Genomic DNA, 22,697 nt, shown 5'->3' on the forward strand with positions numbered 1-22,697 from the left:
AATGTATTTATTCGGAGAATGCGAAACCTAGCAAAAGTAACTATATTTATTGTCTGTTTTTTGGTAGCAGCGGCTGCTGTTATTTTGCTCAATCTGTCAGCTCAATCTTTTGCTGTAACTCAAATAGATTTTATCGGTAGGGTGATATTTCCGACGGGTTCTCTGTTTGGGGGGACGGAAATTGGTGGACTTTCGGGAATTACTTATGATGCTGATAAACAAGTTTATTATGCCATTTCTGATGACCGCAGCACCCTGGCTCCGGCACGTTTCTATTCTCTCAAAATAAACTTGCAATCTGGTAAGCTGGAAAAAGAGCAAGTTGCTTTTACTGGTGTTACAACTTTACTTGATGAAAACGGTAAGAGTTTTCCAGAGTTAAGTTTAGATCCTGAAGGGATTGCTTTTACTGGTAACAGTGTGTTTGTTTCTTCTGAGGGAGATGTCGATCGCCACATCAGTCCTTTTATCAAAGAATTCTCCCTCGATGGTAAACTGCTGAAAACTCTGCCAATTCCTGAGCTGTTTTTGCCAGATGACAAAGGGACTAAAGGTATCCGCAACAATCTAGCATTTGAAAGTTTGACTTTGACAAGCGATCGCAAATATCTATTTACAGCCACGGAAAATGCTTTGGTTCAAGATGGTGGGGTGGCTTCGTTAGAAAGTGGCAGTCCGTGCCGGATTTTGCGGTACGATGCGGTGAGTGGGAATGTGGAGCGAGAATTCCTTTACATCACCGAACCGCTACCAGCGGGCGCTAATCCTGCGGGAAAATTAACTACCAACGGTTTAGTGGATTTACTGGCGATCGACGAAAATCGCTTGCTGAGTTTAGAGCGTGCTTTCTCTCTGGAAACTGGAACTACTATTAAGCTTTTTGAGATTTCTCTGGAAAAGAGCGATCGCATCGAAGGACTCGAAAGCCTCAAAAGCCGTCTCAGTGAGGTTTCTCCGGCTCAAAAACGGCTGCTGCTGGACTTGGACACCCTGAAAGTCCCCCTAGACAATATTGAGGGCTTGACATTGGGCCCGGTATTAGGCGATGGTAGCATTGGTCTGGTTTTGGTGAGTGACAACAACTTCAGTCCGTTGCAGGAGACTCAGATTTTGGGCTTCAAAATAAAAGTTCAAAAAACCTCTTGACAAACGGTACGGTTATAAGCATAATAGAAATTGTGCCTGAAAGAAAGGCAAAAACGAGGGACAGTAGTTCAATTGGTTAGAGCACCGCCCTGTCACGGCGGAAGTTGCGGGTTCGAGCCCCGTCTGTCCCGTTCTCTCGTAAATCGAAAGTTTAAAATATAAGTTTTCAGCTTTTGAACGTCTATTTTATGGATTAAGGAGCGGGAAAATATGACCGTTACGACCATTAACCCCTCAGCGGAAAAAACTACACAACTGGTAGTATTATCTAATATCAGTTGGCAGACTTACAAAAGCTTATTAGCAGAAGCAGGAGACAAGAGATCCTCGCGATTTTCATATTCTCAAGGAGTCTTAGAAATTATCATGCCATCAGACTTGCATGAAACTATTAACTGTTTGCTGAAACGGATTGTTACAGCTTTAACAGAGGAGTTGGACTTGAAGATTAAGGGATTTGGTTCGACGACTCTCAACCGTGAAGATTTAAAACAAGGTGCAGAACCAGATTCATGTTTTTATATTCAAAATGTCGATCGCATTCTAGGGAAAAGACTTGACATCTCAACAGATCCTCCCCCAGACTTGGTGATTGAAGTTGATATTACCAGTCCCTCTTCTAATCGATTTGTAGTTTATACACAGCTAGGAATTCCTGAAGTTTGGCGGTATCGATCGCAAACTGTACAAATTTATCAATTGCAAAACCGGGAATATATTAGCTGCGATCGCAGTCCGACATTTCCGATTCTTTCTGTAGCAATGCTCAATCAACTTTTGCAGATGGCAGAAACTCAAGATGATAATGCCATAATTCGAGCTTTGCGTCAATGGGTGAGCGAGCAGTTGCGATCACCCGAAAATCAGCAAGAGTAGTTAAATTAATTTAACTAAATTTAATTAAGGAATCTGCTAGATGTTAGATACAATAATTGTTTTACAGGAAGTTGAACTTTTCTTTATGCAGCAAGGCAAGGTGTATGAAGCACTCCAAAACATTACTCAAAGTTTGTCGAAAGCAGGGATTGACTATGCAGTAATTGGTGGTATGGCCCTTGTGATTCATGGCTATATCAGAACTACTCAAGATGTAGATTTGCTGCTGACACCAGAAGGATTGGATTCCTTTCGATCGATTTTGCTCGGTCGCGGATTCGTGCCTGCCTTTGCTGGTGCTACCAAAATGTTCAAGGATGTGAAGACAGGAGTGTCTGTTGAGATTATCACAACCGGAGAGTTCCCAGGAGATGGGAAACCTAAATCAGTTAGTTTCCCTAACCCGGCCGCCGTAGCTGTTGAAAAAGACGGCATTAAGGTCGTTCGGTTGGCTACACTAATTGAACTCAAATTGTCATCGGGTTTGAGCGGTCGCGGTCGATTGAAAGATTTGGCCGATGTACAAGAATTGATCAAAGCTCTAAGTTTGCCTGCGGAATTAGCACAGGAACTCGATCGCTCTGTACAAGAAGAATATTCGCGATTGTGGATCGATGTTCAGCCTGATGATTGAGGTTAATTCAATCGATCGCACTCAATGCGTTTAGCCCGATCGCCCATCACAGTAGCTAAAGGGGGCCTTCCCGTCAAAGGTAGCCGCCATTCGGCCCAAATTCCGTACAGGTATTGTAGGGTGCGTCAGTTTTAAGGCGTTTCCCATGTATAGTCAGTGTTCTAGCTGACGCACCCTACAGGTCTAGTTAGTGGTTTAAATGCTCCACAGCTTATTAAATTTTTGTTGACAACCGCAACCGGCCTGATGGCTCTGCTATAATCACGATCGGGTTGGGAAAAAATGATTTGTTCCTCTTACAGAAACAGCCTTGGACGCATCAAAACTAAAGCAACGGGGTTTTTGGCCGTTGAGGCGGGCTGTAACGAATTATTCTCGCAAAAAAACCCGGTTTCGGGCCACCCGGGAGTCCACGATTAAGAAAGATTTGCGGAAACTTGATGTTATATTTTAGTTGTTGGTATATGGATTACCTAAATTTTAGCTACATAACGGGTTGATTAGGAGAATGTTTACTAAACCCATTTATAGCAATCATTTGCGTAAACGATATTAGAGGAGTAAGGAACATGGATGACTCAGCCTTCGACGGGTTAGACGAAAAGAGCTTTTTTGACCGGGTACAAGTGAAATTTGTTGAACAAGCACCTGATTTATCCCAATCCCTCAACATTGCGATTATCGGCAAGGTAAGTGCGGGCAAAAGTTCACTCATTAATGCTTTGTTGAAACTGAGCAGAAGAAAAGCTTTAGAAATTGCCAAGGTAGGAGCAGTTTCGGGCGTTACTAAAGATTTAACAATTTTAAAACTTGATGAAAAGGTTTATTTAATTGACTCACCAGGTCTTGACGATGTGCGTGCAGAGAATAGTGAAGTCACCAAGAATTTTTTGAGGCATATTGATGTTGGCATATTTGTAGTAACTGGTTCATCAGATGCTTCACAAAAGAAAAGCCTAGATGACTTGAGGCAGCATTGTGATTCATTTTTTGTCGTTCTTAACAAAATTGATGAGTGGGATGATCTCGATCCAACGGTTGTAGATGATGTAGTCAATCAGTGGAAAAACGATTTAAAGGTAGACAAGATTTATCCAACTTGTACGAAGGGTTACGATCCTAAAAGCCGTAATCCCAAGATGGATATTAGAGGAGTTTTTCCGCTACGCAGTAAGATTGAGGAATTTCTCGAAAAAAAGGGAAAAGACCTGCTGCTAGCAAGACACATGGCTGAAAAGCAGTCTTATGCAGTCAAAATAATTGCGGTAGCTTTGATAGCAGTGGCAGGTGAAGCATTTATTCCGGGCAGCGCAGTATTTATTACCGCAACACAGGCAGTTGCCATAGGGTCTTTACATTACTTATACACTGGCAAACTTTTGTCTCCTCAAGCTGCGCTTGCTATTTTGCCAACATTTTTAGATGAAACAGTGAGTTCCAGCCTCTTTTTGTTTGTTAAATCCTTTTTTCCACCTACAGGTATTTTTGATGTGGCGGCGGCTGGGGTTGCAGTTATTCTCACTCTTGCAATATTGGCAACCGTTAATTATATCCTTTCTAGTGATGCTAAGCTTGAGCAAGAAGAGCTTCTACGTTCAAAATTTAGGAGCTACCATGAACAAGCTAAAGATGTGTTGAGGGATTTAGCATTGACGGACATACGCGATCTGCCTACATGGACAGTGCTTGTTAGCAAATTTTTGGGTGGTCTCTAGTTTCCGCCTAGTCCAGCGATAATTTGTGGCACCGACTCCACCCCCATAAACGACTCCTAATATTCATTGCCATTTTCTAGAACTCTCCTCACAAGTTCCGCAAACTCTTTGCCTATAATTAAATTTAAATATCGACTCCCAGTAGCGCTCAAAGGTGTTGGATAATAAATGGTCTGACTATCTGATAGGTCAAAACCAGGACGATCGGCACAATTATCGGAATAGCAACTAGCAGTCCCCATTTGCCAAACCGAATCTTTTGACCGTCGGACTTGAAGAGGACAATCACAGCCGTAATTCCCATCAGTACCCAAAGCAATCCGAAGCCAATAAATACTTTATATCCTTGCATCTTCCATATTTTTTACCTTGCTTGATTGATTGGTTGATCTTGAGATTAGCTGGCTGTTTTTTCAGTTGACACTCGCGCCGATCGCCTTTTCCAATTCCCTCTCTTCTAAACCTCGTCATTCACCCGACAACGACTCGGATTATCGCACTCAAGGCGTTTAGCCCGATCGCCCATCACAGTCGCTAAATTCGGCCTTCCTGTCAAAGGTAGCCGCCAATGGGCCCAAATTCCGTACAGCCAATTGGCGATCGCCCCAACCATCGGCAACTTAGTCACAGCATAAATCCAGCCCATCCCTAAAATCTCATAGATCCGGCGAAATACTTCTACATTTTTAATGGTTGTACCGTCGGGTAACACCGCGTGAATCCGCCCCATCGCCGTTTCGTAGTCGATGCCGCCGTGGGCTTGCGGGTTGTAGTCATCCTCCGTGATATCCACAAATGCCACCAAACCTCGGCCGCCATCCCGTTTCTGCAAAAAATTGACTTCTCGCACGCACAGAGGGCATTCACCGTCGTATAGAAGCTTTATTTGCCAGGATGGTACAGGTTTAATTTCGACAGATTCGGGGAATTCAGTTTGGGCAGTAGGCATGGGTAAAAGGCGATCGCTGGGAGCAGAAACAGACGCGCATTAGTATTTTACCGAAAAAATGGTTTTTGAGGATTGAACCACAGAGGACGCTCTTGACGCAGAGGAAGAGAAGCAAAGAGGTAAAAAACCGGGTTTCTGTCTCTAGGACTATTTAGGATCGATCGCCCCCAATGCTACTATCAACAAGATGCCACATATACTAAAATTTGTATTCTGAGCAACAGCAAAGTCAAGCGCCAGTAAATCGCACCCAATCTAAAAGCAAAAATCTACATGAACGTCAGAGTCCGTCTAGCCCCCAGCCCCACCGGAAACCTCCACATCGGTACAGCCAGAACCGCCGTATTCAACTGGCTATTTGCTCGCAATCAAGGCGGCCAATTCATCCTGCGGGTAGAAGACACAGACTTAGAACGTTCCAAGAGCGAATACACCGACAATATCCTCGAAGGACTAACTTGGTTGGGGATGAAGTGGGATGAAGGCCCAATTTTCCAGTCCCAGCGTTTGGAAGCATACCGCCAAACCGTCCAAACTCTCCTAGACAAAGGACTCGCCTACCGCTGCTACACCACGTCAGCCGAACTTGACGAAATGCGGGAAGCACAAAAAGCCAATAAACAAGCTCCTCGCTATGATAACCGCCACCGCAATCTGACTCCCGAACAGCGCGAAGCTTTTGAAGCTGAAGGGCGACAAGCTGTGATTCGCTTTATCATTGAGGACGATCGCACAATTTCCTGGAACGACACAGTACGCGATACTGTTAGCTGGAAAGGTAGCGACCTCGGCGGCGATATGGTAATTGCTAGGGCTTCCACCGCCACTGACATCGGCCAACCCCTCTACAACCTCGCCGTAGTCGTTGATGACATCGATATGGGCATTACCCACGTCATCCGCGGCGAAGATCACATCGGTAATACTCCCAAACAAATATTGCTCTACGAAGCTTTGGGCGCGACAATCCCAGAATTTGCCCACACGCCACTGATTTTAAACACCCAAGGGCAAAAACTTTCTAAGCGCGATGGCGTTACCTCGATTTCTGATTTTAAAGATATGGGTTATCTCCCCGAAGCTTTGGTCAATTACATGACTTTGCTTGGTTGGACTGCGCCGGATTCTACCCAAGAAATATTTACATTGTCAGAAGCTGCGGCTGTATTTAGTTGCGATCGCGTTAACAAAGCTGGTGCAAAATTTGATTGGGATAAACTCAATTGGCTTAATAGTCAATACCTGCACAAAATGCCGGTGCCACAATTGACTGATTTACTGATACCTTATTGGCAGAAAGCTGGTTATGAATTTGACATAGAAGCCGATCGCCCTTGGCTCGAACAAATAGCTACTTTAATCAGTCAGAGTCTGGTGCGCCTCACTGATGCTGTTGATATGTGCAAGGTGTTCTTCTCCACAGCGGTGGAATATGAAGAAGAGGCGATCGCACAATTGCAGCAGCCAAAAGTCGCAGAAGCTTTGCAAGCTGTTCTAGAAGTTGTGGAAAGTCATGCAACCCTGACATCAGCCGAAGCTCAGAAAATCACTAAAAAGCTCAGTAAAGAGAAAAATCTTAACAAAGGGCTAATTATGCGATCGCTCCGAGCGGCTTTGACCGGCGCAATGCACGGCCCCGACCTGATAGAATCTTGGGTAATCCTTCACCAGCGAGGAACGGATCGAGACCGCTTACAAACAGCTATTAATAACTTGAATTTACCCGTTGTTGGTGCAGTGACCCAAACTCCTACCCCAGAAACCTCAAAAGCCGAAACTCCTCCTGAAACTCCCACCCTGGAACACCAAGCAGTGGAGATTTCAACAGTCGCAACACCGACTATTGAAACTATCGAAACCCCGGTTATAGAACCAGCAGTGGAAGTTACAGCAGTCGAAACTCCGGTGGTTGAACCATCATCAGCACCAGAGGTTTCAGGAGTCGCAACTGCGGTGCAAGAAACCGTCGAAACCCCGGTGGTTGAACCAGCAGTGGAAGTTACAGCAGTCGAACCTCCGACTGTTGAACCAGCAGTAGAAGTTACAGTAGTCGAAGCACCAACAGTGGAAACAGTCGAATCGTCTGTTGCAGCAGTCGAAATATCGCCTGTTGCAACAGTCGCAGCAGCAGTTGAAATACCTGCCGCTAATCAACCAAAAACTATTGCGAGTGAAGAAATGACTTCATCAAACGAACCAGAAACAACTGTGATCATCACCGAAATTCCAACGGGTAATGAGACAGAAAGTTCGATCGGTACTACAAAAGTTACTGTCACCGAAGAAAACCCAAATCAAGCTCAGCAGATAAAAGAACAAGTTATCTCAATTTTGTCCGAGCTTCCTGCTTATATCGGCGCTTTTTACGAGCAGTACAAAAGTCCGCTAACAGTCGTCGGTTTAATTTTAGTGTCGATTGTTTCTTTGAAAGTGCTTTTGGGCGTAGTAAATGAACTTAATGACATTCCTCTGTTAGCACCGACTTTTGAGCTAATAGGTATTGGATATACCGTATGGTTTGTCTATCGGTATTTGTTGCGTTCTTCCAACCGTCAACAATTAGGTCAAGAAATTCAAGCCATAAAAGAACAAGTTTTTGGCAAAAAGTCCTAAACTTTTGCTGGTAAATTGTTTAATTTGTACCCGATACTGACAATTTTAAGTAATTTGTCGGTGTCGGGTTTTTAATTGATTTTTTATCGGAATAGCGCCTGGGGCAAGTAAATTTGATATTAGTAATAGGAACCAACTAATAATCAATACCGAATAATATCGTTTATGGTTGCATCGGAATGATTTAACCACAGAGAACACAGAGAACACAGAGAGAAATGAATAATTCTGATGAATAGAGGAATTGATATAACCAATAACCAATAACCAATAACCAATAACCAATAACTAAACCCCAGCAGCCGTAAATGCAGCCCAGTAATAAGGATTAGCAAAAGGATGAGGCTTGCGATTACGAATTTGTTGCAAAGAAGCTTCAGCACTAAGGCGAGAACTTTGAGGAAGTCTGTCGAACATTTGGGAAATTTGAGGTTGAAAATCAGCCAGCAGCAGATCCAAATCCTCGCCATTCAAATCTCGCAGCCACCTTTGAGCATGATTGAGGGCGTTAGCCACATCTCCCGTTTGTAACCTCGGAAAATTGGCCAGATTTTCATAAAATTTGCTCATCAGCAGCAGCGTCGAAACATCATTTACCTTCCACAGACTGCTGACAACAGTAGATGTGCCAGCATAGAGCAATGCCGCCGCAAATCCCACACAGTCACCATCATGGCTGACTACACTTTTGTCATTTTCGCAAGCCGATAAAGTGACTAAAAAGTATTGCCGAAAATCCCAATTAAAGATTTCCTCTAAAGTCAAACAATCATCTTGAAAAGACAAACATGATTTCAGAGGTGAAGCCAAATTCTGCAAGGCTAAACAAGCAAAATGAGCGACTTTTTTCGAGGATAACTGTCCTGTTGTTACTGCTACATCCCCATGCAGATTAGCAGCAACAGCACTCTTAACAGCTTGTTTGTTGATCTGCTTAGGACGCAAAACTTCCGCACTGGAAAAATATTGGCAAATATGGGCGACTTCAATATTGCTGTAGAGACCATCTTTATTAAAATTGGGAACTGCTACCAGTTGCTGCAATCGGGGTCGATATCTACCAATAGCACCGCTGCGCGTAATTTGTGTCAACCGCCATAGCTGACAGGTAGGAGCATAACGAATTCCTCCGGCAAATCGATCGATCAAATAAGTACCAGGTGGTTGTAGGTTGTTAAAAGCCGAACCTTGAGAAAAGTCTGAACCGATGAGGGTATCCAAATCCGAACCGGTACGATCGCCTCCGGGAAACCGAGAATTTGTCACGCCCTCAAAAAATAACTCTCCCATCCCCAGGGGCAAAGCGTGGAGGGGCAAACCGTGTAAAAATCGGTGTGGTACAAAAATTAGCCGATCGCAATTTTCCGGTACCAGGGAAACTACTTGGTCTATTTCCAGCAACGTGGCCAAGCGGTTGAGTCTAGCCTGGAGCTGATTGATCCAGCGACCTTTTTGGTCAGAATAAGCGCTATGGTACTCTGATATCCAATTTTCGAGATCCAAAGCATTTTTGGTCGAACATACGTGTACAGCGGGAGATGTGGCATCACTCAGAACCACAAAAGCGACCAATACCTCCCCCAAACTAGCCCACACCACCGCAGCACAATTGTCATCCGGTAACAATTCCCGAATTTCGTGAAACCCGATCGGTTGAACTTTACGAACTAAACTCAAGAAAGGGTCTTTTGGCTCCACTTCCCTAGCTATCAACCCGTCCAACTGCTGCCAGAGTTGATTGAGGTGCGTACAATCCGAGTTCCCCAACAGCGAACCACTGTTCAAACCTTGGCTATCATCCCCAGGGGAAATCAGGACACTCACACCATCAGTAACTCCCTGTTCTTGGTGCTGCTGTTGGGCCATAATTTCCCGTCGCAAGCACTCCAACTCCTCTCGAATGATTGGGGGGATGTCGCCTTTAGGAGTTAGTTGGCATTTCACCAGCAGTTCTACCAAATTCAGAGCTTTGTGGCGTTCTGTGTATTCCAGCGCTTTGGCATAATAGCCCGGTTTAGTTGCGCCCAGTTCCAGGCAAACTTGTACCAGGACTTTGTAGAGTCGAGTCCAGGTGCGAGTAAATTTTAGCTTCTGGGACATCGATCGATCGCCGGCATCAAACAAATCAACCGTAGCTTCGCAGCGCAAGAATTCCACAGTATCGACAGCAGCAGCAAAAACACTGTAAGCTCGGAGCAATTGACCGTTAAGTCGGTGAGCCTGACCCAAATAAAACAAAGTTTGAGCCCAGCGGTGGGGATAAGTTTCGCGAGTGTAGACTTGGCCTGCATTGTGATAACAGGCGATCGCCGTTTGAAGGTGAGACGAGCTTTCAGTATCCGTCAATTCACAAAAAGCTTGACCCAAATGGTTTTGCAGCATCGCCCAACGATCGGGAGAGTTTTTGCGAGTGTATACTTTCAAAGCATTTTGATAGCAGGCGATCGCACTTTTGAGGTTGCGGTTTCTTTCCCCTTTGAGATGTTCGCTCAAAGCGCGGCCAAGGTAAGCGCACAACATCGCCCAACGTTCAGGAAACTTTTGGCGATTGCAAAAGAGCAAAGCATTTTGATAGCAACTAATTACTAATTCGATATTGTCAGCTTTTTCACCTTTGACTCGTAGGCTGTAGGCTTTGCCGAGGTAAGTTTGTAGTGTCGCCCATCGTTCGGGAAATTTTTGCCTACTATGAACTTGTAAAGCATCAAGATAGCAGGCGATCGCCATTTCCAAATTTTCGATTCTGTCACCTTTGATGCGATCGATCAAAACCCTGCCCAAATTACTTTGAGTTGTCGCCCACTGAACGGGAAAACCTTCCCTAGTGCGTATTTCCAGAGCTCTTTGATAACAGTTGATAGCGTATTCCAGGTTTTCGGCTCGATTTCCCCGCAGGCGAGCGCAATAAGCATTGGCCAAATTATTTTGAGTTGTGGCCCAGTGGCGGGGAGACAACTTGCGGTTGTAGACTTGCAAGGCATTGTAGTAGCAAGCGATCGCCAGTTCCAAATTTTGGGCCCTGTCTCCTCGGAGTCGGCGACTGTAAGCGCGGCCGAGATTATTTTGAGTGCTGGCCCACTCTCCGCCGAAAATCTCGCGGGTGCGGACTAGCAAGGCATTTTGATAGCAATCGATCGCCTTCTCCTGATTATCTGCGGGATCTCCCCGGAGACGATCGGTGTAAGCATTACCCAGATTGTTTTGCAGCATCGCCCACTGTTCGGGGTACTTTTCGGGAGTCCGAACTTGTAGAGCATTTTTAAAACAAGCGATGGCTTGTTCCAGATTTTGGGCCCGATCGCCCTTGAGGCGATCGCTGTAAGCATTACCCAGATTATTTTGCAGCACCGCCCAATCTTGGGGAAAATAAGAGCGAGTAAACACCTTAGCTACTGTTTCATAACCTGCTATTTCGATTTCCAAATTATTTGCCTTATTACCCAGGGGAAACCGCCCGATGGCCTTGCTCAAATTGCCAATCAGGGCGCCTAGGCGTCTTGTCTCAACAGAAGTAGCCACCGGCAGTACCGAACTTGCCCACTGGCGCAGTAGTTGGGCGAAGTTCTGGTCAAGTTTGTCTAAATTATTTCTCAGCAGGGGGTAGACTTGGTGCAAGTCAGGGCTGCGGCTGACTGTCTGCAATACTTCTGCTAAAAAAGTGAGATAGGCTTGGGGGGTGGCTGGTAATTGAGCATTTTCCCGCGCTTGCTCTAAGGGTGCAATCACCCTCTGAAAAAATTTTGCCGCTTTGACTAAACCTTCTGGTGTCAGTGGCGGCACTTCTAAGTAAAGCGTTTCCACAGACTCAGAGTCGATCGACTTTGAGTCAATCTTCAAAATCAAATCTGTTCCTGAGTCCCCAGGATTTTCCAGCAGCGCTCGGAGCATATTAAGATCAGTTTTGCGACGCTGTTCGTCCATCGTGAATTCCGCCGAACTATTAACGATAGGATTACTCCCCCGTGCAGCCAATTAAATCAGGAAATCGGGAAATATAAACAAAGGCTTCCCCCAGCTTAGCAAGACTGGGAAGAAGCCCCTCAAAACTATCAAATTCCGAATCAACTCAATGGTGTTGCGATTTTGATATACTCCCCTTCGACTCAAGGGCGAGAATTCTTGACACTTCATTGAGATGCGCCACCAGCAGCCTTATCTTCCCTCGATGTATGTTTATAGTCGTCGGAATATCCCATCCCGACTTTCATAAACAACAGTCGATTTACTAAACCGATTGGGAAGCAAGGGCTTTTTCCACGGCTGCCAAAGCTTGGGCTACTTCAGCCTCTGTGACAATCAGTGGTGGCACAAACCTCAGCACTTTCGGTCCTGCGGGAACTAACAGCACACCAGCGGCGATCGCCGATTTCACGATATCAGCGGATGTGAGGGGGATATCAGCTTGCAATTCTAGCCCCACAATCAAGCCCCAGCCGCGCACTTCAGCAATTAAATGGGGATAAGTGGCCGCCATCTGGTTCAGTCCTGCTTTCAACTGTTCACCGCGTTGCTGTACATTTTCTAGAAGGTTTTCCCGTTCTAAAGTTTGACAGACACACAAAGCCACAGCACAAGCAAAGGGATTGCCGCCGAAAGTGCTAGCATGACTTCCCGGTTCAAATACATCGCAGCTCGATTTGCACAGCATAGCGCCGATCGGGATACCGCCACCCAAGCCCTTAGCAGAAGTAAAGATATCCGGCTCAATACCAAGATTTTCGTAGCCCCAATATTTACCACTGCGTCCCATCCCGACTTGCACTTCATCGAGAATCAGCAAAATACCTTTTTCGTCGCAAATTTCCCGAATTCGTTGGAAGTAGGCGACATCACCGGGGCGAACTCCACCTTCTCCTTGCAGCGCTTCCATCATAATGGCAGCGACTTGGCGTTCATCTTTGTCCAGTTCTGCGATCGCCTGTTCCAGGGCAGCAATGTCATTGTAGGGCACGTAATGAAATCCCGGCATCAACGGACTAAAACCCTTTTGGTATTTCGGCTGTCCCGTTGCAGTAATTGTCGCCAGCGTCCGCCCGTGGAAACTAGCATGGGCGGTGATGATAGTCGGATTAGAGATATTTAATTTTTCGTGAGCATACTTGCGGGCGAGTTTAATCGCTGCTTCATTAGCTTCTGCGCCAGAGTTGCAAAAGAAAACGCGATCGGCACAAGAATGGTCTACCAGCCAATGTGCCAGCTCACCTTGTACTGGAATATAATAAAGGTTAGAAACGTGGTGTAGCGTTTGAATTTGCTTGGTTACAGCCTCAATTAGTGCCGGATGAGCGTGTCCCAGAGTACAAGTCGCAATGCCAGCGACAAAATCCAGATATTCGCGGCCTTGGGTATCCCAAACACGGCAACCTTCGCCCCGTTCTAGGGCGATTTGAAAGCGCCCGTAGGTTGTCATTACATATTTATCAAAGCTCTCGGAACTAAACGGACTAGCTTCGGATTGGACTAAGGGTTCTTTTAGTAAGGTTTGTGGACTCACGAATTGCTCCTTAAAAAATTATGTGCAGGTCTCGATTGTACGGTAAAAATCCAGTTTAACGATGTAGGCTGTTAGTTTTGTCATAAAATCATAACAGCAAAAGCAATTAATCTTCCACAAATCTACTGATGAGTTATTATATTTCTCCTAGTTTTCTCGACAAAGTTGCAGTGCACGTCACTAAAAACTTTTTAAATTTACCAGGTGTCAGAGTTCCCCTAATATTGGGAATTCACGGCCGCAAAGGAGAAGGCAAAACATTTCAATGCGAACTGGTTTTCCGGCGCATGGGTTTTGAACCCGTGATGATATCTGGAGGCGAATTAGAAAGTCCCGATGCCGGAGATCCTTCGCGTTTAATTCGCTTGCGCTATCGGGAAGCTGCGGAACAAATTCGGGTGCGCGGGGAAATGTGCGCTGTGTTTATTAATGATTTGGATGCTGGTGCTGGCAGATTCGATTCTACTACTCAGTATACTGTTAATACTCAGATGGTCAATGCCACTCTGATGAATATTGCTGACAATCCACATAACGTGCAGTTACCGGGAAGTTATGACGATACTCCCTTGCATAGAGTGCCGATTATTGTGACTGGAAACGACTTTGCCACGCTGTACGCCCCACTGATTCGCGACGGCCGGATGGAGAAGTTTTATTGGGAACCGAGCCGGGATGATAAAATTGGGGTTGTGGGCGGCATTTTTGAGTCTGACAATTTGTCGAAAGCCGATATTGTGGCTTTGGTGGATAAATTTTCCGAACAGGCGATCGACTTTTTCAGTGCATTGCGATCGCGCATTTATGACGAACAGATTCGTGAGTTCATTCACAAAATAGGAATCGAGCAAGTTTCCAAGCGTTTAGTAAACAGTGTGGAAGAACCACCCGGCTTTCAAAACCCAAATTTCAGCCTCGCTCATTTAATAGAAATGGGCAGTTTGATGGTAGGACAACAAAAGCGGATTCAGGAAATGCGCTTAGTCGATGAATACAATCAATCGCGGTTGTTCAATTTGAAAACACCGGAAAAACAACCCGCCGAAGTTCCGACTCAAAGTCAATTAAACGATCCATCATCTAAATATTATAAAGCCTATGCTGCACCAGTTGCTGAAGTTAGTAACAGTAAGGTTTCGCGGCTCAGTTCCGAGGTATTGGCACAAGTGCAACAATTATTAACAAGAGGCTGCAAAATCGGGATAGAATATGCAGACAATCGCCGATTTAAAACAGGTTCATGGCAAAGTTGCGCCACCATTCAAAGCGCAGATGAACAGCAAGTGATTGCATCTTTGGAAACTTGTTTGGCGGAGCACGGTGGCGAATACGTGCGACTAATAGGCATCGATCCAAAAGCCAAGCGCAGAGTAGTTGAAACCATCATTCAGCGGCCGAATATTTAAAAAGCTGTAGATACTGCCTTGACAGATCGAGACAGTATCTACAGGCCATTGTAGGGGCGGGTTTTACCAACAATTTATGTTATAAACCAACAATATAATAAACCCGCCCCCGCCCAAGGAACTTCTGGAAGATATCAGATATAATCAAAATAGAACAGAGCGGAGTCAAAGCTATGTCAACTACAGAAAGAGTTCGCTGGACAACTGCTGATTTAGAATTATTACCCGATAATGGCAACCGTTATGAGATAATCGAAGGAGAATTAGTCGTGACAAGAGCCCCCCACTGGGAACATCAAAATATTGTTGACAATGTTTGCAGAACCTTAAATAATTGGTCGATAGAGACGGGTTTAGGTAAGGCTGCAACCACTGCTGGTTTGATCTTCACTGATGGTGACAATGTTATCCCTGATGTGGTTTGGGTAAGCTATGAGCGTTTAGCACAAATATTAGATGAGTCTGGACATTTGGCTGGTGCGCCGGAGTTGGTGGTTGAGGTAATGTCTCCGGGTGAGGAAAATGAAAGGCGCGATCGGCAATCTAAGTTAAAATTATATTCGGTTCAGGGTGTGCGGGAATATTGGATTTTTGACAGAGTACAGCAAAAAGTTGAGGTTTACCTGCGGGAAAATGGGATTTTAAAATTAGCGATGACTTTGTTTAAGGAAGATAATTTAACCAGTGTTTTGTTACCAGATTTTAGTGTTTCTGTGGCCGCATTGTTTGCGTAGATATTAACGAAAGCATAAATAACGGAGTAAAATAAACGATGGATTTAGAGCAAGCAGTATGAGTGGTGTCGCTAAAAGATCGCTGATTAACTAAAGTGGGACTTACGCACCGGTAGTCAGAAACCGGGTTTTTGCGAGAATATTTGCTCACCGTCGCAAAAACAGGAAAAAACCCGGTTTCTTTAGTCGGAGTGTGTCCAGGACTGTCCTATTATTTTAAGCTAGGATTTAATAGCCGTTGTTTTTTCGTTGGGTTTATGTTAGCATATAGTAAAGAGGTGAAACTATGCAAATTACAAATAAAAAATTTAGGTTGCGAAGCGGTGCAAATTGGACATCGTTTGAGAAGTTTCGTTTGCAGGGCGCAGAAGCACTCAGTTCGATCGCCAATGGTGTCATTGCTACCCTCCAGACAAAAACAGGACAGTATCGGATTATTGAGGAAAATGACTTTCAAGCAATGTATGGACTAGCCCGTGATGTCGATCGGCTAAGGGGAGGATTGCGTATCGTCATCTTGGCTGTGCGTGCAGCACAAAAACACCCCGATCCAGAGAATCTGAATCTACTTGCTGAAGCAGTTGCTATGCTGGGAGATATGCCTGATCTTCCTACTCGCAATAGCTTCGATGGATTAGTTCCAGAGAATTTCGAGTTGGATGAGGATGATGAAGTGATGCTCGATCAAAAATGAAATTGAGCGTCCTTTGCAATCTGAGAATGCGATCGATTTTGATGGAAGATTTTAGAGGCTGTGAGGGAAAGTGAGCGATTTTTCAGATGAGGAGATTTACCGAGAGATTGGTGCGATCGTCAGCCAGTACGATATCCTTCAATGTGACCAGTGTGCTAAAGCCGTGTTAAAATGGATGGCAGAAAATGGAATTGCGGGTAAGTTACTCAAGCTCAAAACTAAGTATAAAGAAGAATTTATCTTAAGTACACGCTTAGAAAGGTGGGGTGGTACAAATGAGTCTATTACAACGAATGGAACTCACTACGGAGTTGAAGTACGTGGGCTAGTTTTTGATAATTTGTCAACTGATGGACTGTCTAGAGAAGATTGGGTGAATGATTTTTCCTGTCGTAGAGGAGAGTTTATCGTTGAAGAATTAGACGGTTTCTAAAAATGTTTTTAATTAAAAAAAAGGAGAGTATTGAGATGAGCGGACTTTTTGATATGTTGAATAAAATTCATAAAAAACCAGGAATGTATATCGGACGAGCTTCAGTAACCGATCTTTTTATGTTTATAGTCGGTTATAGAACGGCTAGAGAAGAGTTGGGAGTTGAACCCACAGAAAAGGAAATGGAATTTTATGGCGACTTTCAACCCTGGTTGCAAAAGCGATATGAAGTATCAACATCAGGTTCATGGGCAAGAATAATCGAGTTTTATATTAACAATGAAGAACGAGCGTTTTATCGTTTTTATGAGTTACTTGATGAGTTTTTGCAGCGAGATAGCCATTCAAAAGTAGCGCAAGTTAAGGAAAAAGTTGGTAATGTAACAACTGGATAGTCAATTGTCAAATTCTGGTCGCCCGCGCACTATCAAAGAAACCGGGTTTTTTTCCCAATCTTCGCACCGTCACCAGGATTTGATTGTGTCACCAAACTTCGTTACCCACAGCAACTGTACTATCCATCTCATTATAAAGATTCTCTGGCGCGATCGCCTCAACCAACTCCTCAAGGGAATATCGCCGACGAGTTACGGGTTCGATAATTTGCTCGGCCGCAATAGATACATCTATTTCCTGAGAGTGGGCTGCATAAAAAGCGAGAACTTCGTTAACTTGAGCTTCACTTAAGTCATATTCAGCGGCAATTTGGTTTGGCGGAAAACCCCATTTCTGGGCTGCGATGACTACTGTTTGCACCCGCAAGCGAGTGCCGCGCAAAACGGGTACGAGTTCGCCGCTAGCGCCGCGCACATAGGTGATTTCAGGGAATACAGCATCGTCATTCCGCTGCTTGAGAGTAGCAACTTTTTCGGCTACAGCCCAGAGAATAAAGCGATCGAGGGAAATGCCTTTCATGTCATTTATGAAACCTCATGAAATTCACCTTCTGATTTATGCAACCTAGTGAGCTTCACCTTCTGGGATTGCTTCACTCCTTCGGTAATGACGTGTGAAGCTACGGGACTCAATATCGCGGACAACATGAGGTCAATTTTTAACAAATAACATGATCCTGCAAGTAAAATACTTACAGTACCTGCAAGCAGAAATTCATTTAAAAAACTTACAGCACCCGCCAGTAGTAACTCATTTTTTGCCAAGGTGCTTATTTCTGGGGATATCGCCTTAGTGCTGCGTTGAAGCTCTTGCCAAGTCACGGGAACTTCAGCAGGATTCTGGCTAATCACAGGCAACCAACTTGCACAAGGAAATTGATCCTCTAAACCTTGCAACCTTTCCCGTGCTTCCCGCACCGAAACATACAAAGACTTTCCGCTTGAAAACGCCACAAGAAAACCTTTTAAAAATTCTTGTGCAACTAGATCGGGAACTGACTCTCGCATGACTATAACTTGTGGAATGTTCAATTCCTCTAATTCGCAAGCCAATCCTAATCCATCACAGGAGTTAAAAATTGCTAATTTAAGCCCCTGTTTGATGGCTTTTATTAAAGCAAATTTTAATTCTTCAATAGTTACGCTATCCATCTGATTGATACAAATTCGACCTTGTTCAAAATTGTTATGGCTCGAACTATGACCAGCAAAAAATAGGATATCCCATCCCTTTTCATCCCAAAGATATCTGTTTAACTCGCTTCGCTGCGGCTCTACAAGAAATGTGATTTCGCAATAATTTGGTAACTTCTCTAATAGTTCTCGTTCTTGCTCGATATTAATGCCTGTACTATTACCAAGAATAGCTAAAATTCTAACTTTATTTCGAGAGATAGCTTTGGTTGCTCTTTCGACTCGTTTATATTGATTTGCACTGAAAGCAACTTCAGCTTTATTATAAATTTCAAAAAAATTCCAGAGATACCAAGGCAGTTGTCGCAGTCGAGTATCTCCAGTTTGGATGATGAACCGGAATTCATCAGATGGAGCTAAGTTTACAAGTAGTTCTTCTTTAATCGGACGAAACAGATCTGAGTTAAGCCACGCATTTAGGCTATGGCTTAATATCTGGGCTTTTTCTATAATATCAACTGTCGAAAAGTTGGTAACTTGTTGAAATCTTACTTCCAGCCTTCGCATACCTAATCTTAGTGTGTTGTAGGCTAAATGCCAACTGCTATAGTGTTGGTAAATTTCTGGAGCTGGTGGCAACATACCTCTGATTTCAGTCAATGGAAAATAACCATCTTCTGCAATCTGTAGCGTGACTGGAAAACCTTGTTCCAATTCACCAGCGCCGATTTTTAAGATAACTAACTTACTCATTGCTGTTTTTTTCGATATCTTATACTGGTTCAAATTACAAAATTTTCGGTGAAGCTGGTATTGTGAAGTGCAACTTTGATACTAAAGCGCTCACCCGCTTCGCCACTGAACTCTAACTGAATCCAATTATCAGCTTGTCTAGATTGTACTGTCATAAAAGTTTCTTGGAATTCATCTAGGACAATCAGTTGAATATTTTGTGGTAGATAAGTTTGCCTGTCTACGGGATGAATTTGTAACCTAATTCCCACTTTTTCATTACTTTCTGGAGTAATGCTAATAACCAGTGCTACTCGATGTTTGGCTAGTTGCACCCCAAAGTCAATCAGCTTGGCAACTCTAGTAGATTCAACGACATCAGCAGGCCTAAAACAGAAATCTAAACCCGATTGCTGTGTTTTTAAGAATTCTTCAAGTGTCTGCCAACCAGGTTGAATAACATTTTGGAACCATTGGCTTAAGTTGATACAGTTGGGTGCGATCGCAACTTCTGATGTCGCCTCGATATCTCCCACAATATTTTTTAAATGAGCAATAATTGCTTCCGCTCCTGCCCTGTCAACTTCCTTAACAGTGCCGCTTAACTTTAGCGTAAATCTAGACTGAGTGTTTTGAGGCGTTGAAGAGTTGCGATCGTACCCAACTTCTGAGACACTTTCTAAACGCACATCCAGAACAGGAAACCCTAATAACTCTGGGAGTTGCCCAGTTTTGAACATCCATTCAACCACCTCAATGTCTTCGGTGGAACTGCTGAGAACTAGCAATACACTACCTGGTTTGATTTCCTCTAGTGTCATCTCGACATCTCCCACAACATTTTTTAAATGAGCAATAATAGCTTCCGCTCGTGCCCTGTCAACTTCGTTAACAGTACCGCTTAACACTAGCGTAAAAAATCTGACTTGAGTGTCTTCAGGTTTTGGAGAGTTGGGTGTCCGAAAATGAATGTTTTCACCAGTGCGATCCGAATCTGAATTTGATATCACTTTGGTTGCTGTTTCCTCTGCTTCTGGTTCTGAATCAAAGGGTTTGGACTTTTCGCCCACTAGCTCAGGCTTGTATTTGGCAAAAACGGTCATCAAGTCAGCCCGCCTAGAGCGACGTTCACCTGAAGAGTCGTTTAACCCGAAAGCTTTGCATATCTGTGCAATTTGGGTTCTGACGGTTCCGGGCTCAATATTCAAGGACTGGGCGATCGCCGAATCCGTCTGACCAGCCAATAGCATCCGCAACACCTTCATGCGCTTGGCTGGCAGTTCCGCGAAAGTTTGCTCAAATTTAGACTTGTCAAGGTTTTGCATATCCATATAACCTATGATACTGCATATTATTATAATAATCTGCACCTGATTGGATTTTTATGCAGAATCGAGCATTTTATTAGCATTAATTTACATTTTGCTTTTTTTATTGAAGCCACTTGACACTTCTGTGCAACGTGGTTACTATTTAGATATTCATTTGCAGATATATCTGCAAATGAATAGATAAGCGCTCACAAAAAACGGCGTTCCACAGAGGAGCCGCCGCTAGTCAAAATAAACATACCTCCAAGATATCATGGACCAATTCTCTGTACATGACGATCGCCCGTCGGAAAAACCCCGACAGGCTAACGGCCTCATCCTGCTTTGGGCAATTCTCCTCATTCTCTTGCAAGCCAACACTTCCAGCCAAAAGTGGTCAAAACTTCAAAAACTTTGTCCAGAAATAATCCAAACTCATTGGCGAGGCTATAGCTACATTCGGCTGTTTTCCTGCTGCTTGTTTGAGATGCTTTTGATCCACCTACCACCCGCAACTGACACCGGCATTCACGATCACGATTCTTGGTACAACATCAACCTGTTCATTGCCGGCGAAACAGTAATTGACAGCCAGTACAAAATAAGGGGCGCTAAGCCGAAAATCGTTCGAGAAGAGAAAATCACCAAAGGGAAATTTTCTCTATTGACGCGGTATAGGGCTCATAGCCTCTGTTGTCCTGGCTCTGCCATCGAGCCAACTATTACGCTTAATATTCATTTCCCCAAGCGAACTGAATCTTAAACGATTGGGATGGGATCGCATTTTTCACGCTCAAATGCGATCGCCTCCCCACAGCTAAATTTTGCCAATCATCATACACCAACACTCTTTACTTGACGAGGAAAAATCCGATGACTACCTGCCCTTACAAAGACAATTCCAGCCTCAAAAAATTGCCCTGCAATTGGCATTCCCACCCTGAAGACTCGAACATCCGCTTGTGCGACTGCGGCAATTTCTACAAAATTGATGAATTAGTCACTCCCTTCCAAGGTTCGCAGTCTTTCTTTGTTGTCTTGACTATCATCATCTTGATACTCGGTCAAGCTGTTCGTTTTGAAAAGCCGAGTTTGAATGCACCAGTACCCCAAAATTACAACCAGCTTAAAGAGATCCGGTAGCAGAATTCACACTTGCTTGTAAAAAAGCCGATCGCCCTTTCCCTAAAAATACCAAAGGACGATCGACCTTTTCACCTAAATCAATCTCGACTCACGCACTCCGACCAAAGAAACCGGGTTTTTACTTAATCTGTCGTCTTCAACGCAGTATTATCGCAAAAACCCGGTTTCTCAAATCCTAATTAATGACTGTGCCCATTCCCATGAGAATCCCCGTGATCCCCATGATAATGCCCATGATCGCGGACAACCAAATTCGGATTCACCGCCACAGCACTTTCACTCAACAACGCTTCAATCTGCGGATTTGCCCACTCTGCTGCAATTTTTTCGTCATATTGCTGCCATTTACCTCTAGGAAAACTCCCAACAGCAAAATCAAAAAATCCATGTTCCATAGAGAATATGCCACCGCGTTCATACATTATGATTAGAGGTTCGTAGGGTTCAGGTAAAGTAAATTCACTAACTTTTGGTAAATTTTTCACCCGATCCCAATGCAGGAACCACTCGCAGGTTTTCTCAATTATACCCGCCACATAAAACGGTGTCTCTGTGAAATGAGTCTTAAGCACTTTAACCTTAGTATCATCGGCAGATTCTAAAGGGCAGATATGAGCAGCCACATCAAAAAACGGCCATTCATCTGTACAATCTAAAGCTTTTGCCCACAGTGCGGCACGCCTCAAGTATTCTCGCAAAAGAGCAATGTGAGAGTTGACGCGACTATCGTCAGGCTCCCATTTAATTGCTAAAATTCGCTCTAGTGCAGTATCAGTAATTGTTTTTGCAGTCATATTTTTTCTCTAATAGCTTCAAGCAACTCATCAAGATTTGAGAGGTTGTCAGCAAGCATCAGTCTTTCCGCTGACTTACCTATTTTGAAGATATCTGATGGTGGTACATTTTGTAGGTGCGTCGCTGTGAGATGTTCGATCGCATTTGAAGATATCTGATGGCGACGCACCCTACAGCTATTTGCTATGATAGTGCGATCGTCCGAAATCATCTATAATAGAAAAGTCAGCGCTCATGACACCGAAATTATGAACATCAAAGTCGTATTAGAACCCAGTGACGAAGGTGGATATACCGTCTATGTTCCCTCACTGTCAGGCTGCATCAGTGAAGGGGAAACGATTGACGAAGCATTGGCAAATATCCAAGAAGCGATCGAACTTTACTTAGAGCCGATGGCAGATGAATTGAGCATTTCCGAAGGTGCAATTGTGAGAGAATTGGTGGTATGAGCAAAGTTCCCAATCTTCCTTGACCGCGATCGACTTTTT

Annotated in this window: 22 protein-coding genes, 1 tRNA gene and 1 pseudogene; 15 read left to right on the plus strand and 9 right to left on the minus strand. The window is 44.1% G+C overall.

The features are described from left to right. The first annotated feature begins 18 nt into the window (after nucleotides 1-18). The 5 genes from ACBR23_RS19485 (at nucleotide 19) to ACBR23_RS19505 (ending at nucleotide 4,371) form a co-directional block, all read left to right on the plus strand. Complete coding sequence (locus ACBR23_RS19485) at nucleotides 19-1,146, plus strand: esterase-like activity of phytase family protein (RefSeq protein ID WP_371120460.1); 1,128 nt, start codon at nucleotides 19-21, stop codon at nucleotides 1,144-1,146. A 57-nt stretch (nucleotides 1,147-1,203) separates the two neighbouring features. Continuing rightward, nucleotides 1,204-1,277: transfer RNA gene (locus ACBR23_RS19490), tRNA-Asp, on the plus strand. A gap of 79 nt (nucleotides 1,278-1,356) precedes the next feature. Then, nucleotides 1,357-2,022, plus strand: a complete 666-nt coding sequence (locus ACBR23_RS19495; protein WP_371120461.1) for a Uma2 family endonuclease — start codon at nucleotides 1,357-1,359, stop codon at nucleotides 2,020-2,022. 40 nt (nucleotides 2,023-2,062) lie between these two features. Beyond that, nucleotides 2,063-2,656, plus strand: coding sequence for a nucleotidyltransferase family protein (locus ACBR23_RS19500; protein ID WP_371116349.1), 594 nt, complete (start codon nucleotides 2,063-2,065; stop codon nucleotides 2,654-2,656). 569 nt (nucleotides 2,657-3,225) lie between these two features. Beyond that, nucleotides 3,226-4,371: a GTPase gene (locus ACBR23_RS19505; RefSeq protein WP_371120462.1), complete on the plus strand. Its 1,146-nt coding sequence runs from the start codon at nucleotides 3,226-3,228 to the stop codon at nucleotides 4,369-4,371. 148 nt (nucleotides 4,372-4,519) lie between these two features. On the opposite strand, the gene ACBR23_RS19510 is transcribed toward ACBR23_RS19505, so the two are convergent. Further along, on the minus strand, nucleotides 4,520-4,723 hold the full coding sequence (locus ACBR23_RS19510; protein ID WP_371120463.1) for a hypothetical protein: 204 nt from the start codon (nucleotides 4,721-4,723) through the stop codon (nucleotides 4,520-4,522). Between the two features lie 105 nt (nucleotides 4,724-4,828). After that, complete coding sequence (locus ACBR23_RS19515; protein ID WP_371120464.1) at nucleotides 4,829-5,320, minus strand: thiol-disulfide oxidoreductase DCC family protein; 492 nt, start codon at nucleotides 5,318-5,320, stop codon at nucleotides 4,829-4,831. 273 nt (nucleotides 5,321-5,593) lie between these two features. Between ACBR23_RS19515 and gltX the strand changes: the two are divergent. After that, a pseudogene (gene gltX, locus ACBR23_RS19520) lies at nucleotides 5,594-7,030 on the plus strand (glutamate--tRNA ligase); the annotation flags it as partial. A gap of 468 nt (nucleotides 7,031-7,498) precedes the next feature. After that, complete coding sequence (locus tag ACBR23_RS19525; RefSeq protein ID WP_341738750.1) at nucleotides 7,499-7,933, plus strand: CAAD domain-containing protein; 435 nt, start codon at nucleotides 7,499-7,501, stop codon at nucleotides 7,931-7,933. Nucleotides 7,934-8,221: 288 nt separating this feature from the next. On the opposite strand, the gene ACBR23_RS19530 is transcribed toward ACBR23_RS19525, so the two are convergent. Together ACBR23_RS19530 and ACBR23_RS19535 are read right to left on the minus strand one after the other, a co-directional pair. Beyond that, nucleotides 8,222-11,854 (minus strand): CHAT domain-containing protein, encoded by a 3,633-nt coding sequence (locus ACBR23_RS19530; protein WP_371120465.1) that lies wholly within the window; start codon nucleotides 11,852-11,854, stop codon nucleotides 8,222-8,224. Between the two features lie 304 nt (nucleotides 11,855-12,158). Then, on the minus strand, nucleotides 12,159-13,427 hold the full coding sequence (locus ACBR23_RS19535) for an aspartate aminotransferase family protein (RefSeq protein ID WP_341738710.1): 1,269 nt from the start codon (nucleotides 13,425-13,427) through the stop codon (nucleotides 12,159-12,161). 128 nt (nucleotides 13,428-13,555) lie between these two features. Between ACBR23_RS19535 and ACBR23_RS19540 the strand changes: the two genes are divergently transcribed. The 5 genes from ACBR23_RS19540 (at nucleotide 13,556) to ACBR23_RS19560 (ending at nucleotide 17,089) form a co-directional block, all read left to right on the plus strand. After that, entirely contained in the window at nucleotides 13,556-14,833 is a 1,278-nt protein-coding gene (locus ACBR23_RS19540; protein ID WP_371120466.1) for a ribulose bisphosphate carboxylase small subunit, read from the plus strand. A 173-nt stretch (nucleotides 14,834-15,006) separates the two neighbouring features. Then, nucleotides 15,007-15,567, plus strand: coding sequence for a Uma2 family endonuclease (locus tag ACBR23_RS19545; protein WP_371120467.1), 561 nt, complete (start codon nucleotides 15,007-15,009; stop codon nucleotides 15,565-15,567). Nucleotides 15,568-15,853: 286 nt separating this feature from the next. Next, nucleotides 15,854-16,261 carry a hypothetical protein gene (locus ACBR23_RS19550; RefSeq protein WP_371120468.1) on the plus strand — a complete coding sequence of 136 codons (408 nt, stop codon included), beginning with the start codon at nucleotides 15,854-15,856 and terminating at the stop codon, nucleotides 16,259-16,261. 70 nt (nucleotides 16,262-16,331) lie between these two features. Beyond that, on the plus strand, nucleotides 16,332-16,694 hold the full coding sequence (locus ACBR23_RS19555; RefSeq protein WP_371116356.1) for a papain fold toxin domain-containing protein: 363 nt from the start codon (nucleotides 16,332-16,334) through the stop codon (nucleotides 16,692-16,694). A gap of 2 nt (nucleotides 16,695-16,696) precedes the next feature. Further along, the gene (locus ACBR23_RS19560) at nucleotides 16,697-17,089 is read left to right on the plus strand and encodes a hypothetical protein (protein WP_371116357.1); all 393 of its coding nucleotides are present in this window, start codon (nucleotides 16,697-16,699) and stop codon (nucleotides 17,087-17,089) included. Between the two features lie 88 nt (nucleotides 17,090-17,177). On the opposite strand, the gene ACBR23_RS19565 is transcribed toward ACBR23_RS19560, so the two are convergent. From ACBR23_RS19565 to ACBR23_RS19575, 3 genes are read right to left on the minus strand one after another with little or no spacing between them, the layout of a single operon-like run. Beyond that, nucleotides 17,178-17,609 carry a DUF433 domain-containing protein gene (locus tag ACBR23_RS19565; protein WP_371120469.1) on the minus strand — a complete coding sequence of 144 codons (432 nt, stop codon included), beginning with the start codon at nucleotides 17,607-17,609 and terminating at the stop codon, nucleotides 17,178-17,180. 5 nt (nucleotides 17,610-17,614) lie between these two features. Beyond that, nucleotides 17,615-18,976 carry a CHAT domain-containing protein gene (locus ACBR23_RS19570; RefSeq protein ID WP_371120470.1) on the minus strand — a complete coding sequence of 454 codons (1,362 nt, stop codon included), beginning with the start codon at nucleotides 18,974-18,976 and terminating at the stop codon, nucleotides 17,615-17,617. 29 nt (nucleotides 18,977-19,005) lie between these two features. Continuing rightward, the gene (locus ACBR23_RS19575; RefSeq protein WP_371120471.1) at nucleotides 19,006-20,280 is read right to left on the minus strand and encodes a DUF1822 family protein; all 1,275 of its coding nucleotides are present in this window, start codon (nucleotides 20,278-20,280) and stop codon (nucleotides 19,006-19,008) included. A 259-nt stretch (nucleotides 20,281-20,539) separates the two neighbouring features. Between ACBR23_RS19575 and ACBR23_RS19580 the strand changes: the two genes are divergently transcribed. Continuing rightward, nucleotides 20,540-21,028 carry a hypothetical protein gene (locus ACBR23_RS19580; protein WP_371120472.1) on the plus strand — a complete coding sequence of 163 codons (489 nt, stop codon included), beginning with the start codon at nucleotides 20,540-20,542 and terminating at the stop codon, nucleotides 21,026-21,028. A 110-nt stretch (nucleotides 21,029-21,138) separates the two neighbouring features. Continuing rightward, nucleotides 21,139-21,408 (plus strand): hypothetical protein, encoded by a 270-nt coding sequence (locus tag ACBR23_RS19585; RefSeq protein WP_371120473.1) that lies wholly within the window; start codon nucleotides 21,139-21,141, stop codon nucleotides 21,406-21,408. A gap of 182 nt (nucleotides 21,409-21,590) precedes the next feature. On the opposite strand, the gene ACBR23_RS19590 is transcribed toward ACBR23_RS19585, so the two are convergent. Both ACBR23_RS19590 and ACBR23_RS19595 read right to left on the minus strand, forming a co-directional pair. Further along, nucleotides 21,591-22,205, minus strand: coding sequence for a hypothetical protein (locus ACBR23_RS19590; protein ID WP_371120474.1), 615 nt, complete (start codon nucleotides 22,203-22,205; stop codon nucleotides 21,591-21,593). Then, complete coding sequence (locus ACBR23_RS19595; RefSeq protein WP_371120475.1) at nucleotides 22,202-22,417, minus strand: hypothetical protein; 216 nt, start codon at nucleotides 22,415-22,417, stop codon at nucleotides 22,202-22,204. The genes ACBR23_RS19590 and ACBR23_RS19595 overlap by 4 nt, the downstream gene beginning before the upstream one ends. Nucleotides 22,418-22,454: 37 nt before the next feature. Between ACBR23_RS19595 and ACBR23_RS19600 the strand changes: the two genes are divergently transcribed. Next, complete coding sequence (locus ACBR23_RS19600) at nucleotides 22,455-22,658, plus strand: type II toxin-antitoxin system HicB family antitoxin (protein WP_293212897.1); 204 nt, start codon at nucleotides 22,455-22,457, stop codon at nucleotides 22,656-22,658. The last annotated feature ends 39 nt before the right edge of the window (nucleotides 22,659-22,697 follow it).

It is taken from the genome of Microcoleus sp. (assembly GCF_041354475.1).
Taxonomy (GTDB): domain Bacteria; phylum Cyanobacteriota; class Cyanobacteriia; order Cyanobacteriales; family Microcoleaceae; genus Microcoleus.

Coding starts and splice junctions, on each gene's coding strand:
- ACBR23_RS19510 (WP_371120463.1), bottom strand. CDS start 4,723: ATGCAAGGATATAAAGTATTTATTGGCTTCGGATTGCTTTGGGTACTG.
- ACBR23_RS19585 (WP_371120473.1), top strand. CDS start 21,139: ATGACTACCTGCCCTTACAAAGACAATTCCAGCCTCAAAAAATTGCCC.
- ACBR23_RS19505 (WP_371120462.1), top strand. CDS start 3,226: ATGGATGACTCAGCCTTCGACGGGTTAGACGAAAAGAGCTTTTTTGAC.
- ACBR23_RS19565 (WP_371120469.1), bottom strand. CDS start 17,609: ATGAAAGGCATTTCCCTCGATCGCTTTATTCTCTGGGCTGTAGCCGAA.
- ACBR23_RS19550 (WP_371120468.1), top strand. CDS start 15,854: ATGCAAATTACAAATAAAAAATTTAGGTTGCGAAGCGGTGCAAATTGG.
- ACBR23_RS19575 (WP_371120471.1), bottom strand. CDS start 20,280: ATGCAAAACCTTGACAAGTCTAAATTTGAGCAAACTTTCGCGGAACTG.
- ACBR23_RS19595 (WP_371120475.1), bottom strand. CDS start 22,417: ATGATTTCGGACGATCGCACTATCATAGCAAATAGCTGTAGGGTGCGT.
- ACBR23_RS19545 (WP_371120467.1), top strand. CDS start 15,007: ATGTCAACTACAGAAAGAGTTCGCTGGACAACTGCTGATTTAGAATTA.
- ACBR23_RS19500 (WP_371116349.1), top strand. CDS start 2,063: ATGTTAGATACAATAATTGTTTTACAGGAAGTTGAACTTTTCTTTATG.
- ACBR23_RS19580 (WP_371120472.1), top strand. CDS start 20,540: ATGGACCAATTCTCTGTACATGACGATCGCCCGTCGGAAAAACCCCGA.
- ACBR23_RS19590 (WP_371120474.1), bottom strand. CDS start 22,205: ATGACTGCAAAAACAATTACTGATACTGCACTAGAGCGAATTTTAGCA.
- ACBR23_RS19540 (WP_371120466.1), top strand. CDS start 13,556: ATGAGTTATTATATTTCTCCTAGTTTTCTCGACAAAGTTGCAGTGCAC.
- ACBR23_RS19600 (WP_293212897.1), top strand. CDS start 22,455: ATGAACATCAAAGTCGTATTAGAACCCAGTGACGAAGGTGGATATACC.
- ACBR23_RS19485 (WP_371120460.1), top strand. CDS start 19: ATGCGAAACCTAGCAAAAGTAACTATATTTATTGTCTGTTTTTTGGTA.
- ACBR23_RS19530 (WP_371120465.1), bottom strand. CDS start 11,854: ATGGACGAACAGCGTCGCAAAACTGATCTTAATATGCTCCGAGCGCTG.
- ACBR23_RS19525 (WP_341738750.1), top strand. CDS start 7,499: ATGACTTCATCAAACGAACCAGAAACAACTGTGATCATCACCGAAATT.
- ACBR23_RS19495 (WP_371120461.1), top strand. CDS start 1,357: ATGACCGTTACGACCATTAACCCCTCAGCGGAAAAAACTACACAACTG.
- ACBR23_RS19560 (WP_371116357.1), top strand. CDS start 16,697: ATGTTTTTAATTAAAAAAAAGGAGAGTATTGAGATGAGCGGACTTTTT.
- ACBR23_RS19570 (WP_371120470.1), bottom strand. CDS start 18,976: ATGAGTAAGTTAGTTATCTTAAAAATCGGCGCTGGTGAATTGGAACAA.
- ACBR23_RS19515 (WP_371120464.1), bottom strand. CDS start 5,320: ATGCCTACTGCCCAAACTGAATTCCCCGAATCTGTCGAAATTAAACCT.